13 protein-coding genes are annotated in these 12,854 nt (G+C 61.5%); 5 read left to right on the top strand and 8 right to left on the bottom strand.

The features are described 5' to 3' along the window. Nucleotides 1-108: 108 nt before the first annotated feature. The gene (locus GM668_RS03850; RefSeq protein ID WP_371868623.1) at nucleotides 109-3,660 is read right to left on the bottom strand and encodes an indolepyruvate ferredoxin oxidoreductase family protein; all 3,552 of its coding nucleotides are present in this window, start codon (nucleotides 3,658-3,660) and stop codon (nucleotides 109-111) included. A 147-nt stretch (nucleotides 3,661-3,807) separates the two neighbouring features. Here GM668_RS03850 and GM668_RS03855 point away from each other — a divergent pair, with 147 nt between their 5' ends. Both GM668_RS03855 and gloA read left to right on the top strand, forming a co-directional pair. Continuing rightward, on the top strand, nucleotides 3,808-4,278 hold the full coding sequence (locus tag GM668_RS03855) for an Lrp/AsnC family transcriptional regulator (protein ID WP_155437557.1): 471 nt from the start codon (nucleotides 3,808-3,810) through the stop codon (nucleotides 4,276-4,278). A gap of 69 nt (nucleotides 4,279-4,347) precedes the next feature. Further along, nucleotides 4,348-4,758: a lactoylglutathione lyase gene (gene gloA / locus GM668_RS03860; protein WP_155437558.1), complete on the top strand. Its 411-nt coding sequence runs from the start codon at nucleotides 4,348-4,350 to the stop codon at nucleotides 4,756-4,758. A gap of 58 nt (nucleotides 4,759-4,816) precedes the next feature. Here gloA and GM668_RS03865 read toward each other — a convergent pair whose 3' ends face one another. The 7 genes from GM668_RS03865 to GM668_RS03895 all read right to left on the bottom strand — a co-directional run bounded on the left by GM668_RS03865 (nucleotide 4,817) and on the right by GM668_RS03895 (nucleotide 9,603). After that, on the bottom strand, nucleotides 4,817-6,127 hold the full coding sequence (locus tag GM668_RS03865) for a TolC family outer membrane protein (protein WP_155437559.1): 1,311 nt from the start codon (nucleotides 6,125-6,127) through the stop codon (nucleotides 4,817-4,819). Between the two features lie 40 nt (nucleotides 6,128-6,167). Beyond that, entirely contained in the window at nucleotides 6,168-6,491 is a 324-nt protein-coding gene (locus tag GM668_RS03870; RefSeq protein WP_155437560.1) for a rhodanese-like domain-containing protein, read from the bottom strand. A gap of 12 nt (nucleotides 6,492-6,503) precedes the next feature. After that, nucleotides 6,504-7,157, bottom strand: coding sequence for a protein-L-isoaspartate O-methyltransferase family protein (locus GM668_RS03875; RefSeq protein WP_155437561.1), 654 nt, complete (start codon nucleotides 7,155-7,157; stop codon nucleotides 6,504-6,506). A 170-nt stretch (nucleotides 7,158-7,327) separates the two neighbouring features. Continuing rightward, a complete protein-coding gene (locus tag GM668_RS03880; RefSeq protein WP_155437562.1) occupies nucleotides 7,328-8,026 on the bottom strand; it encodes a TetR/AcrR family transcriptional regulator in 699 nt (232 codons plus the stop codon). Between the two features lie 46 nt (nucleotides 8,027-8,072). Continuing rightward, nucleotides 8,073-8,780 (bottom strand): aquaporin, encoded by a 708-nt coding sequence (locus tag GM668_RS03885; protein ID WP_155437563.1) that lies wholly within the window; start codon nucleotides 8,778-8,780, stop codon nucleotides 8,073-8,075. Then, entirely contained in the window at nucleotides 8,777-9,253 is a 477-nt protein-coding gene (locus tag GM668_RS03890) for an arsenate reductase ArsC (protein ID WP_155437564.1), read from the bottom strand. Before GM668_RS03890 ends, GM668_RS03885 begins: the two co-directional genes overlap by 4 nt. After that, entirely contained in the window at nucleotides 9,250-9,603 is a 354-nt protein-coding gene (locus tag GM668_RS03895) for an ArsR/SmtB family transcription factor (RefSeq protein ID WP_155437565.1), read from the bottom strand. The genes GM668_RS03890 and GM668_RS03895 overlap by 4 nt, the downstream gene beginning before the upstream one ends. A 118-nt stretch (nucleotides 9,604-9,721) precedes the next feature. Here GM668_RS03895 and GM668_RS03900 point away from each other — a divergent pair, with 118 nt between their 5' ends. From GM668_RS03900 to GM668_RS03910, 3 genes are read left to right on the top strand one after another with little or no spacing between them, the layout of a single operon-like run. Further along, on the top strand, nucleotides 9,722-10,033 hold the full coding sequence (locus GM668_RS03900) for an ArsR/SmtB family transcription factor (RefSeq protein WP_155437566.1): 312 nt from the start codon (nucleotides 9,722-9,724) through the stop codon (nucleotides 10,031-10,033). A 57-nt stretch (nucleotides 10,034-10,090) separates the two neighbouring features. Further along, entirely contained in the window at nucleotides 10,091-11,920 is a 1,830-nt protein-coding gene (gene arsN2 / locus GM668_RS03905) for an arsenic resistance N-acetyltransferase ArsN2 (RefSeq protein WP_155437567.1), read from the top strand. Further along, nucleotides 11,920-12,828 (top strand): sterol desaturase family protein, encoded by a 909-nt coding sequence (locus GM668_RS03910; protein WP_170305467.1) that lies wholly within the window; start codon nucleotides 11,920-11,922, stop codon nucleotides 12,826-12,828. The genes arsN2 and GM668_RS03910 overlap by 1 nt, the downstream gene beginning before the upstream one ends. Nucleotides 12,829-12,854: the final 26 nt, after the last annotated feature.

Here is a 12,854-nt window from a genome sequence, read left to right on the forward strand (position 1 = left end):
AAATCCGCCATGCTGGCATGGCGATAGCGCAGGCATGGCGGATTACGCCGGCTTCGCCGGCTAATCCGCCCTACAGCTGAGCGTCCAGCAGGGTGATCGCGTAATGGATTATGCCCGCTTCATCATGACGAACTGGCTTTTCGCGCTCAGTTGCGGACGCAGCGCTTCCAGTTCTTGCTGCACCTTTTCCAGGTTGGCCAGCTTGACGTGGCCAAAGCCGCGTACTTTTTCAGGCAGTTGCGCCATCTTCAGCGCCACCGGCTTGTTGTCGGCATTCAGGCTGCCCGCCAATTCTTCCGCCAGCGCCATCACCTGGTCGCGCCACGCACGCTCAAGGCGGCGTTCTTCCGTGTAGCCAAAGATATCCAGTGCCGTGCCGCGCAAGCCTTTCAGCTTGGCCAGCATGCCCATGGCCGGCAACATCCACGCGCCGAACGTGCGCTTGGCAGGAATGTCCGTGCCCGGCTTCTTCTTGGGCAGCAGCGGCGGCGCCATGTGGAATTGCAGCTTGTAGTCGCCGTCGAACTGGTCCGAGATTTGCGCGCGGAACGCCGGATCCGCATGCAGCCGCGCCACTTCATATTCATCCTTGTACGCCATGGCTTTGTACAGGCTGCGCGCCACGGCTTTCGACAGCGCCAGCTTCGACCCTTCGCCTTCCAGCATGCGCTCCTTTTGCTCGACCAGGCGCACCAGCGCCACATAGCGGTCCGCGTATTGGCGGTCCTGATAGTCCGTCAACAGTTGCACGCGCAGCGCAATCATGTCTTCCAGCGATTTCGGCTGCGCAAACTGGATCACTTGCTGCGGCTGCGCCAAACGGTCCACGGCGCCAATGTCGGCAGCGGCCAGGCGGCCCAGCATAAAGGCGCGCTTGTTCAAATCAATGGCCACGCCATTCAATTCAATCGCGCGCATCATTGCCGGCAAGCCGACCGGCACCAGGCCGCGCTGCCATGCATAGCCCAGCATCACGATGTTGGCCGTGATTTGCTCGCCCAGTGCGCGCAGCGCCAGGTCGGCGGGATTGATGCCGAACACATTGCCGTCGCCCGCGCTGTGGCGCAGCTTGGCCATCAAGCCATCCTTGTTGATGTCCGCATCGGGATTGCGCGTGAATTCCGCCGTCGGCGTTTCACGCTCGTTGGCCACCACTTGCGTATGGCCGCGGCGCATGACGGACAGCGCATCGGGCATGGCGGCCACCACCAGGTCGCACGCCAGCAAGGCGTCGGCCTGCTGCAAGTCGATGCGAACCTGATTGAGTAGCGCAGGCGAAGCGGCCACCCGCACGTGCGACATGACGGCGCCGCCCTTTTGCGCGAAGCCCATGAAGTCCAGCGCGGAAGCGCCCTTGCCTTCCAGGTGCGCCGCCATCGTGATCAACGCGCCCAAGGTGACGACGCCGGTACCGCCAATGCCGGCCACCAGCATTTCAAACGGCTTGGCAAAGCCATATTGCGCAGGCTGCGGATGCGCCGCCAGCATGTCTTCCAACTGTTGCAGCGTGATTTGCGCGGCAGCCGGCTTTCTTGGCGCGCCGCCCAGCACGGACACGAACGATGGGCAGAAACCTTCCACGCACGAGTAATCCTTGTTGCACGACGATTGCTCGATCTGGCGCTTGCGGCCCAGATCCGTTTCCAGCGGCAGGATAGACAGGCAGTTCGACTGCGTACCGCAATCGCCGCAGCCTTCGCACACGGCGGAATTGATCATCATGCGGCGTGCCGGGTCCGGGAACACGGTCTTGCCCGGCTTGTTCTGCTTGCGGCGGCGGCGCTTTTCAGCGGCGCACGTCTGGTCATAAATCAGCACCGTCACGCCTTGCGTATCGCGCAATTCACGCTGCACCACGTCGAGTTCTTCACGCGGACGCACGGGCACACCGGCCGGTAAAGTGACGCCTGCATAGCGCGACACATCGTCCGTCACGACGACAACCCTGGCCGCACCTTCCGACACCACTTGCTGCGCAATCTGCGGCACCGACAAGCCGCCGTCCACCGGCTGGCCGCCCGTCATCGCAACGGCGTCGTTATACAGGATCTTGTAAGTGATATTGGTTTTCGCGGCAATCGCCTGGCGCACGGCCAGGTAGCCCGAGTGGTAATACGTGCCGTCGCCCAGGTTCTGGAATACGTGCGGCGCCTTGACGAAGCGGGACGCCGCCACCCACGTGACGCCCTCGCCGCCCATTTGCGTCAGGTTGAACGTATCGCGTTCCATCCACGTGGCCATGAAGTGGCAACCGATACCAGCCAGCGCGCGCGACCCTTCCGGCAATTTGGTCGACGTATTGTGCGGACAGCCGGAGCAGAAGTATGGCGTGCGCTTGACGGCGTCGGCGCTGTTCGACAGCAAGTCGGCTGCGCAGAACGATGGCAACTGGCGCTCCAGGCCCAGTTGCGGCAGCAGCGGCGCCAGCCAGCGGATCAGCGCCGGGGCAATGCGCGACGGGCGCAGTTCGCCCAGGCTTGACAGCAGCGGTTCGCCCTGCGCATCGGTCTTGCCGAGAATGACGGGGCGGCTGGCGGCCGGCATGTTGTACAGCAAACCTTTCAGCTGGTCTTCGACGACAGGGCCTTTTTCTTCGACCACGAGGATTTGCTCCAGGCCATCCGCGAAAGCGAACAGGCGGGTGCGTTCCAGCGGATACGTCATGCCTGGCTTGTACAGGCGGATGCCCAATTGCTCCAGCAACTCGAACGACACGCCCATGCGCTGGAATGCTTCCACCAGGTCCAGGTAAGCTTTACCGGCGCTGATGATGCCCAGTTTCGCTTGCGGCGCTTTAACGACCAGCTTGTCGATGGAATTGACTTTGGCGAACGCCTGCACGGCATTGAGCTTGGCGGCCAGGCGCTGTTCCAATGCCAGCGATGGCAAATCCGGCCAGCGGTAGTGCAAGCCGCCTGGCGGGTACAGGTAATCGGCCGGCACGGTGAAGTCGCGCGGTTCCGGCAATTCCACGACAGCGCCGCCTTCGACGGTTTCCGAGATCGCCTTGAAACCCACCCAGTTGCCGGAGAAACGCGACAGCGCCCAGCCATACAGGCCGAATTCAAAATATTCTTCAATATTGGCGGGGTTCACGACGGGCATTTGCCATGCCATCAGCGCCTGTTCGCTCTGGTGCGGCATCGACGACGACACGCAGCCATGGTCGTCGCCCAGCACCACCAGCACGCCGCCGTGCGGCGACGAACCGTACACGTTGCCGTGTTTCAGCGCATCGCCGGAACGGTCGACGCCCGGGCCTTTGCCATACCACATGGCGAACACGCCTTCGACGGTACGGGTCGGATCGGATTCCACCTGCTGCGAACCCAGCACGGCAGTGGCGCCCAGGTCTTCATTGATCGCTGGCAAGAATTCAATGGCGGCTTCTTTCAGCAGCGGCGCGATGCGCCATGCTTCCTGGTCCACGGCGCCCAGCGGCGAACCACGGTAGCCGGAAATAAAGCCGGCCGTGTGCAAGCCGTGGCGCTCGTCCATGCGCTTTTGCATGATCATCATGCGCAGCAGTGCTTGCGTACCGGTGATGAAAATACGGCCCGTTTCACGGCGCATATTGTCGTCGAGGCGGTAATCCGGATCGGCCAGTTCGCCCGGTCCCGGTACCTGCTTTACCTCGCTCACATCATTCATCGAACCCATTTTTTTGTCTCCGTGCCAACTTGTCTAGGCAGGCGAATCGCCTGTAACATTGATCCGGAGATAGTAGGAGCCGGGGGGTGGAATATTTTTTCTGCTTTAAGTCAAAAACGGCATAAAAAAGTACAAGATTTTTATTTTTAGGCTTTCATGGAAAATTCCACTTTTGATGCGGTTTCGCTGAAAATTCTTAGCGAATTGCAACAAAACAGCCGCATTTCCACCAACGAACTTGCTGAAAAAGTAGGCATGTCGGCCACCCCGTGCTGGCGCCGCCAAAAGGAGTTGGAGGAGAAAGGCGTCATCACGCGCTATGCCGCCATCGTCGACCGGCGCAAGGTGGAATTGTCGCAATGTTGCATGTTGCATATCTCGCTGACGCGGCACGACGCCGCCGTGGTGGCGGGCTTTGAAAACGCCATGATGCTGCGCCCCGAAGTCATGGAGTGCTATGAAGTGACGGGTAATTCCGATTACATGGTCAAGCTGGTGGTCAAGGACATGAATGCGTACCACGACTTCCTGCACAATGTGCTGTTGAAGTTGCCCGGCGTATCGCAAGTCAATACCAGCGTGGCGCTGCGCGAAGTGAAGTACGAGACGGCCTTGCCGCTGGCTTAATTGCCCCTGCCCGGCGCGGATTGCCTAAAGCGCCTACAATCGGGTCTTTCCCTTCAAGGCAAAGACACCATGCGAATTTTGCACACCATGCTGCGCGTCGGCGACCTGCAGCGCTCCATTGACTTCTACACCAAGGTGCTGGGCATGAAACTGCTGCGCACCAGCGATAATCCCGAATACAAATACACGCTGGCCTTCCTCGGCTATGGCAGCAATCCAGACCATGCGGAACTGGAACTGACGTATAACTATGGCGTGGACAAGTATGAGATGGGTACCGCGTACGGGCACATCGCCATCGCAGCGGAAAATATTTACACGGCATGCGACGCCGTGAAAGCCAATGGCGGCAACGTGACGCGCGAACCCGGTCCGGTCAAAGGCGGCACCACGGTGATTGCCTTCGTGACGGACCCGGACGGCTACAAGATTGAACTGATTGAACGCACGTTTGATGGTGCGGGTGCAGGTCTGCGCTAAGTACACGTTGGACGGGTTTGTAAAACCCGCCCAACCGATTCAGCATCCTGTCAGGGACTTAGTTCTGCAGCAGCGCATTGATCGGCGCCAGGTCCGCTTCCTTCAGCGAACCGGCCGCCGACTTCAGGCGCAAGCCATTCATCAGCGTTTCATAACGTGCGCGGGACAGGTCGCGCTGGGTCGAGTACAGCTGGCGCTGCGCGTTCAGCACGTCGATGTTGATACGCACGCCGACCTGGTAACCCAGCTTGTTCGATTCCAGCGCGGATTTGCTCGACACTTCCGCAGCTTCCAGTGCGCGCACTTGCGCCAGGCCGCTGTTTACGCCCAGGTAAGCGGTGCGCGCGCCCTGAGCAGCAGCGCGGCGGGTCGCTTCCAAATCATTGCGGGCCTTGTCTTCCAGTGCGATCGATTCACGCACCTTGCTGGTGACGGCAAAGCCGGTAAAGATCGGCACGTTCCACGTCACGCCTATCGAGCCGGCCTTGTTGACACCTACGCCCGTGGTGCTGTCGCGGCCTTTGCTGGCCGTGAAGTCCACGGTCGGCAAGTGGCCGGCGCGGTTACGGCTGATTTCACGCTTGGCGATTTCCACGTTCAACTGGGCGCCCACCACCGCATAGTTTTGCTGTTCAGCAGACGATACCCACGGCTCCATGGCGCTTGGCTCCGGCGCCGCGATCTTCACGCCGGGACGCAGCGTGGCCAGCGTACCGGCAGGCGCGCCGATGATTTGCTGCAGCGCTGCGCGTTTGACCTCCAGGTCGCTTTGCGCAGCAAATTCCTGCGCCACCACCAGGTCATACGCGGCTTGCGCTTCATGCGTATCGGTGATGGTTTGCGTGCCCACTTCGAAGTTGCGCTTGGCCGATGCCAGCTGTTCCGTCGTCGCGGTCTTTTGCGCCTGGATCGACGTCAGCGCATCTTGCGCCGTCAGCACGTCAAAGTACGCTTGCGAGACACGCACGATCAAATCCTGCTGGGCCTGGGCAAACGTAGCTTCGGCAGCAGCTTGCGACAGTTTGCTTTGCTGGTACGTTTCCCAGCGGTCCCAGCGGAACAATGGCTGCGTCAGCTGCAACGCATACCGGTTGTTATTGCTGTCCAGCGAGTGGCTTGGATTCAGCGGATTCTTGGTGTCGAAGTCGCCCGTGGTTTTCGTGCTGCTGCCACCCAGGCCGATGACCGGCAACAACTGGGAACGCCCTTGCGTGGTCCGCTCCTGGCCTGCAACCAGTGCCGCGCGCGCGCTGGCATACGTGGCGTCGTTGGCGAGCGCCTGCTGGTATACCTGGAGGAGGTCAGCCGCCTGTGCGTTCATCGTCAACATTGCGCTGCCGATCAGCATGGCGAGTAAGGGTTTCTGCATTGCGTTCTCCGTGGGAGTCATCGTTGTTGGAAAAGACAGCTTAGTATTTTGGCATGTTGCTGTCGACTTGCACAGCCCATGCGTGGATACCGCCGGTCAGGTTAATGACCTTGCCAAAGCCGTGATGTTCCAGGAATGCCGCCACATTCATGCTGCGCGCCCCATGATGGCAAATGCACACGATGGTGGCCTCTTCATCGAGATCGTCGATGCGGGCCGGAATCGTATTCATCGGCATCAGGGTCGAGCCTGCGATGTGGCAGGTTTCGTATTCCCAGTTTTCACGCACGTCCAGCAAAAACGGGCTGGGACGCGCTTCGTCGGCCAGCCAGTCGGCCAGTTCAGGTGCGGTGATGTGCTGCATGGCGCGCCGTCCTTAGAACGTGAAGTGCGACGGCGTGACAGCCGATTGCAGCGGCTTCACATTGGTTTCAAATACTTTCACGGTGTCGTAGCCCGCTTCACCGGTACGGGTGATGATGTGGGCCGACATCACAGGCGCTTCGCCGACAATCGCAAAAATGCGGCCGCCTACTTTGACTTGCTTCAGCAGCGCTTCCGGCAGCACCGGCACCGACGCGGAAATGACGATCACGTCGAATGGCGCGCCTTGCGCCCAGCCTTGGGCGCCATTGCCCTGCTCGACCGTCACGTTGGTGACACCGGCTTCCGCCAGGTTTTTCTCTGCCTGGGCTTTCAATTCCGGCGAAATTTCAACGGTGGTCACGTGGCGGCCGCGGTGCGCCAGCAGAGCTGCCAGGTAGCCGCTGCCGGTACCGATTTCCAGCACGTTTTCATGTTTTTTCAGTTGCAGTTCCTGCAGGATGCGCGCTTCCAGTTTCGGGGTGAACATGAATTCGCCGCCGCCCAGAGGGATTTCGGTATCCACGAACGCCAGGTTTTTATGTGCAGCCGGGACGAATTTCTCGCGCTTGACGACTTGCAGCGCATCCAGCACGTCCGTATCCAGGACGTCCCAAGGACGGATTTGCTGTTCGATCATGTTGAAGCGGGCTTGTTCGATATTCATCTTTAGACTCGTAGACTCAATGGAGGATTGGTTGTTCAAATACTTCAATCCGCCATTTTATCGTTGAACTGCACTGGACGGCATATTAACTATATCGGCGGCGGCAGGCAGGAAATTGCGACAGTCTGCAGTTTGGCGGGGTTGAATGCACAAATTTGATCTAAATCTGCTCATTTATTGTGCAAACCAGTAGCCGGTGCAGCGGGCATGCAGTAAGGCGCCCCCTCTGGCGCAGAGGCGGGACGCAAGCCCCGCAACGTGGTGTCGATGTAGGCCGCGAGATAGGCATACGGGTCAATCGTGGCCCCGGCGCACAGCTGCGGCGACTGCGACCACAGCATCAGCATCAAGACCGGCGCCACCAGCACCGGCATCATGACGTCCGGATCGACCGCGCGGAATTCGCCGCGGGCCACGCCGCGCGTCAAGATATTGGCAATCAGCGCGTTGCCCCGGGCGATGACTTCTTCGTTATAAAACTGCATCAACTCCGGGAAATTCGCCGCTTCCGCGATCATCAGCTTGGTGATGCCGGACGCCTTGGTGGCGCCGACCTTGTCCCACCAGCGCATCAGCAAGGTGCGCAGCAAGTCCGCGCTGTGGCCATCGATGGCGGCAAAATCCATTTCCGCTTCGCCGATCGGCTGCACAATGGCGTCGCGCACGACGGCCTTGAACAATTCTTCCTTGTTGGCGAAATACAAATACAGCGTGCCCTTGGAGACGCCCGCGCTGCGCGCCACATCTTCCAGCCGCGTGGCCGCATAGCCGCGGCTGACAAACAAATCCAGCGCCGCCGCCAGCAATTCCTGCGGCCGCGCGTCCTTGCGCCGCTCCCAGCGCGGCTTGGATTCAGTTGGATTGTGCATGGTGGCGGACTGCCCAATGACTTGAAGGTTACTTACTCAACAGTCATTAATGGTAGTCCGCTGTTTTCAGAGCGTCAAGGCTGGCGGCAACGGGCTGGCGCGGCGCCGGGTACAGCCAGCAGAACAGGGCAGACGCGGCGGCCGCGCCAGCCAGTTGGGCGACGATAAAGCCAGGCGCATCGGCTGGGCGGATGCCGGCAAACGTATCGGTTGCCGCGCGCGCCAGCGTGACTGCCGGATTGGCGAACGATGTCGATGATGTAAACCAGTATGCGGCCACGATGTAGGCGGCCACGGCAAACGGCGTCACGGCCGGGCGGCTGCGCGACGTGCCGATGATGACAGCGATCAGGCCGAACGTCGCGACACCTTCGCTCCACCATTGCGCGGGCCCCGTACGCACGTGCTGCGACGCGAAGAACAGCGGCTCGCCGAACATGCCGTGCGCAGCCGCCACGCCGGCGAAGGCGCCGATGACTTGCACCGCCATGTATGGCAGCACTTCTCGGCCAGCCACGTTGCCTTGCCAGGCTTCCGACAACGTCACGACCGGATTGAAATGCGCGCCCGATATCGGGCCCAACATCAGGATCAGTGCGATCAGCCCGGCGCCGGTGGCAATCGCATTGGCCAGCAAAGCGATTGCGACGTTGCCACTCGCCAGGCGCTCGGCCATGATGCCGGACCCTACCACCACGGCCAGCAACAGCGCCGTGCCCAGCCCTTCGGCAACGATGCGCCGCGCCAGCGTCATGCCAAACCTCCGATACGGTCCAGTTCTGCCTTCATCCGTGCGCGGTCATTTACCAGTTCCGCCAGCGGCAGCGCCAGGAACGCCTCAATACGGGTGCGCAAAATGCGGTAAGCCGTCATGAACGCCGCATCGATTTCCTCGTCCGTGCCGGTTGCATGGGCCGGGTCTTCCACACCCCAGTGTGCGCGCAGCACCGGGCCCAGGTAAGCCGGGCAGGTTTCGCCCGCGGCATTGCCACATACGCTGAGCACGATGTCCGGCGTGACCGGCAGGTTTTCCCACGATTTGCTGTGGTAGCCCTCTGTGGCAATGCCTTCGCGCTGCAGCAGCGCAATCGAGCGCGGATGCACGTAGCCGGCCGGCTTGCTGCCGGCGCTCAGCGCGCGCCAGCCTTGCGGCGCCAAGTGATTGAAAGTCGCCTCGGCCAGGATGGAGCGGCACGAGTTGCCAGTGCAGAGCATTAATATGTTCATGTCAGGTTCTCTTTGGTGGAAGCGCAGCCTTGGGCTGGCGAGCAGGCGCTCGGCACACTACATGGGGCGCCGCCGCAGCAGTTATCGGTCAGGAACGCGAGCACGCTGCTCATCGTGTCGAAGTTCGCGCTGTAAATCACGAAGCGGCCATCCTGGCGTGCCGAAATCAAACCGGCATGGGTCAGCTCTTTCAAGTGGAACGATAGCGACGAGGCCGCCACGCCAAGGTGTTCAGCAATCCGGCTCGCTGCCAGCCCCGCCGGACCGGTCTGCACCAGTAAGCGGAAGGTAGCCAGCCGCGACTCCTGCGCCAGGGCCGCCAGCGCGGCAATGACTTGTTTGGTTTCCATGCATGCAGGCGATGATTAGTAAGCGCCAATGATACGATATTTCGAAGAATATCGAAATATATTGACAGCACCATGACGTTGGCCGTACCCTTTGTTCGTTAAGTGACGAACAACGAATATGACCAACTGTTGCACCGTAGGGACCGGCGACAACGCCATCGAAGTCAATGCCGAAGAGATTGCCATGCTGTGCAAGGCGCTCGCGCATCCGGCCCGCGTGCAATTGCTGAAGTATCTGGCGGCGTATGGCGCCTGCTATTTCGGCAACCTGGCCGATGTGCTGCCACTGGCGCCATCGACCATCTCGCAGCACGTCACGATACTGAAGCAGGCCGGCCTGATCCTGGGTTCATCGGACGAGCAGCGCGTATGCTACTGCGTCAATCCGGAGCGTATCGCCCAGCTGAAAGCGTTGGTAGCTGCTTTGTAGGCTAAAAAATTTGCCCACTTATTCGTAATTCGACGAATAGCAAACAGGAGAACCGCCATGACCGCCCCATCTGCCATTGCCATCCGCACCGCCACGTCCGCCGACTGGCATGCCATCGCCGCACTGCTGGCGGCATCGAACTTGCCCCTTGAAGGGGCGCAAGAGCATGTGGCGCACTTCATCGTGGGAGAACAGCATGGCCGCGTTGTAGCGGCAGCCGGACTGGAACCCTACGGTGACGCTGCACTATTGCGCTCGGTCGTGGTGGATAGCGCCTTGCGCGGACAAGGCATAGGCGCATTGCTGCAACACGAACTGGCACAACGTGCAGTGGCGCAGGGAATCCACCGCCTGGTTTTACTGACCACGACTGCCGCTGCCTTCTTTGCCAAGCGGGGCTTCCGCACCATCACCCGCGATGCCGCACCGGCCACCATGCTGGCCTCGCGCGAATTTCAGGGGGTATGTCCGGCATCGGCCACCGTCATGCTGAAAGATTTGCTGCCAGTCGCCGTGCTGGGCGCAGGACCGGTCGGCCTGGCCGCCGCCGCACACCTGCTCGAACGGGGATTGACACCGCTGGTCCTGGAGGCGGGCGCCACGGCGGCGGCCAACCTGGTCAGCTATGGCCATGTGCGCCTGTTCTCGCCATGGCGGTACAACATCGATAAAGCCGCCCAAACCCTGCTGGAAGCGGCCGGCTGGCGCAGCCCCGATCCCGAGGCGCTGCCCACTGCCGATGAGCTGGTCCAGCACTATTTGCAGCCACTGGCGGCATTGCCGGCCATCGCCTCTGCGCTGAAACTGCGGCATCGCGTCACCGCGATGACCCGCCTGGGCACTGACAAGGTGAAAACACGTGGCCGCGAACACGCGCCGTTTGTCATCCGCGCCATGACGCCGAACGGTGAACACACGTTCCTGGCCAGCGGCGTGATCGACGCGACCGGCACATGGAACCAGCCCAATCCGCTCGGCGCGGACGGTCTGCCGGCACAGGGTGAACAGGCTGCCCGCGAACAGATTACCTACGGTATGCCCGACGTGGCGGGCGCCGCCAGGGCGCGTTACGCGGGGCGCAGTGTGCTGGTGGTGGGCAGCGGCCATTCAGCGGCGGGAGTCTTGCTGGCGCTGGCGCAATTGGCCGGCGAAGCACCGGCAACGCGCATTGCATGGGCCATACGCGGCACCAGTTTCGAGCGCATTTTCGGTGGCGGCGCCAATGATGGCTTGCAGGCGCGGGGCGAACTGGGCACGCGCCTGAAGGCCCTCATGGATTCCGGCCGCCTGGAATTGCATACCGGCCTGCGCATCCAATCCATAGAACGGCACGGCAGCAAACTGCGCGTCAACGGGCAACCCGGCAGCAAGCCGGTTGATGGCATCGATGAAATCATCGCCGCGACCGGCGCCCGTCCTGACTTGTCGCTGGCGCGCGAGCTGCGGGTACACAACGATCCGTGGCTGGAAAGCACCAGCGCATTGGCCCCGCTGATCGATCCGAATGAGCACAATTGCGGCACCGTACGGCCCCATGGCCATGCCGAACTGGCGCATCCGGAACCGCGCTATTACGCAGTGGGCGCCAAAAGTTATGGCCGCGCGCCAAATTTCCTGATGACGACGGGCTACGAGCAAGTGCGCTCCGTGGTAGCTGCGCTGGCTGGCGATTTTGCCGCAGCCGATAACGTGCAGCTGGAACTGCCGGAAACCGGCGTGTGCCATATCGGAATCGCTGGCGGCGAATCAGGCGCCGCCGCGTGCTGCGTGAAACCAGTGGCCGCGTCCGGCTGCTGTGGCGGTCCCGCGCCTGTTGAAACAGACGCATGCTGTGTGCTCGATGCCACCGCCAAGGCACAGGGCAAGGCGGGCTGCGGCTGCGCATAATGGATAGCGAGATCAATGCCATGCATACCATCATTGCCCGCGTGTTTTTCCCGGCCGCGCTGTTGGCCAGCCTGCTGACTTTTGCCATGGCCCATGCGGCCGGTGGCGACCTGCGGCTCGCAGTCATGGCGCCAAGCGTCATAACGCTGATTGCCGCCATGCTGCTGGAACGGCGCATGCCATTCCAGCCTGAATGGAACCGGCCACGCGGAGATGCAACAACCGACTGGCTCAGCATGGCGGCGCTGCTGGCAGTGATCGACCCACTGCTGAAATGGGGCGGCCCGCTGCTGGCGGCCGCCCTCTACGCCCGGCTGGATGTCCCAGCAGGCTTGTTCCCCACGTCGCTACCGTTTGCATTGCAAGTGGCGATCGCCGCAGCGATCGCGGAATTCGGCTTTTATTGGGCGCACCGGCTGCATCACAGCCGGCAGGCACTGTGGTGGCTGCATGCGCTGCACCATGGCAGCGAGCGCCTGTATTCCGTCAACAATTTCCGCCTGCACCCGCTCAACTACGGATTGAACTATGCATTGGGCATGTTGCCCCTGCTGGTGCTCGGCACACCATCCGATGCCCTATTCGGCTACCTGGCGCTGTCATACCCGGTGCTGATGCTGCAGCATGCCAACCTGCCGCTGCGCAGCGGCTGGCTCAATTACGTGTTCAGTACTAACGAGGTACACCGCTGGCACCATTCAGCGGCGCCAGCCGAAGGGGACAGGAATTTTGGCCGCGTGCTGGTGCTGTGGGACCACGTGTTCGGCACATTCCGCTACCAGCCACAAGGCGCCAACCTGCCGCGGACCATCGGGCTGTATGCAGGTGATGCTTATCCTGCGCGGGCTTCGTACTGGCGCCAGGTGTCGTCCATGTTTTTACCCGCCTGCTGCAGGGCGGCAGGCTGAAGGAATTTCCAGGTCCAGCGCTCGCG

This window comes from Pseudoduganella ginsengisoli (assembly GCF_009720865.1).
Taxonomy (GTDB): domain Bacteria; phylum Pseudomonadota; class Gammaproteobacteria; order Burkholderiales; family Burkholderiaceae_D; genus Rugamonas; species Rugamonas ginsengisoli.

Coding starts and splice junctions, on each gene's coding strand:
- GM668_RS03850 (WP_371868623.1), bottom strand. CDS start 3,660: ATGGGTTCGATGAATGATGTGAGCGAGGTAAAGCAGGTACCGGGACCG.
- GM668_RS03885 (WP_155437563.1), bottom strand. CDS start 8,780: ATGACGCTGGCGCGGCGCATCGTTGCCGAAGGGCTGGGCACGGCGCTG.
- GM668_RS03895 (WP_155437565.1), bottom strand. CDS start 9,603: ATGGAAACCAAACAAGTCATTGCCGCGCTGGCGGCCCTGGCGCAGGAG.
- GM668_RS03890 (WP_155437564.1), bottom strand. CDS start 9,253: ATGAACATATTAATGCTCTGCACTGGCAACTCGTGCCGCTCCATCCTG.
- arsN2 (WP_155437567.1), top strand. CDS start 10,091: ATGACCGCCCCATCTGCCATTGCCATCCGCACCGCCACGTCCGCCGAC.
- gloA (WP_155437558.1), top strand. CDS start 4,348: ATGCGAATTTTGCACACCATGCTGCGCGTCGGCGACCTGCAGCGCTCC.
- GM668_RS03900 (WP_155437566.1), top strand. CDS start 9,722: ATGACCAACTGTTGCACCGTAGGGACCGGCGACAACGCCATCGAAGTC.
- GM668_RS03880 (WP_155437562.1), bottom strand. CDS start 8,026: ATGCACAATCCAACTGAATCCAAGCCGCGCTGGGAGCGGCGCAAGGAC.
- GM668_RS03855 (WP_155437557.1), top strand. CDS start 3,808: ATGGAAAATTCCACTTTTGATGCGGTTTCGCTGAAAATTCTTAGCGAA.
- GM668_RS03870 (WP_155437560.1), bottom strand. CDS start 6,491: ATGCAGCACATCACCGCACCTGAACTGGCCGACTGGCTGGCCGACGAA.
- GM668_RS03875 (WP_155437561.1), bottom strand. CDS start 7,157: ATGAATATCGAACAAGCCCGCTTCAACATGATCGAACAGCAAATCCGT.
- GM668_RS03865 (WP_155437559.1), bottom strand. CDS start 6,127: ATGCAGAAACCCTTACTCGCCATGCTGATCGGCAGCGCAATGTTGACG.
- GM668_RS03910 (WP_170305467.1), top strand. CDS start 11,920: ATGGATAGCGAGATCAATGCCATGCATACCATCATTGCCCGCGTGTTT.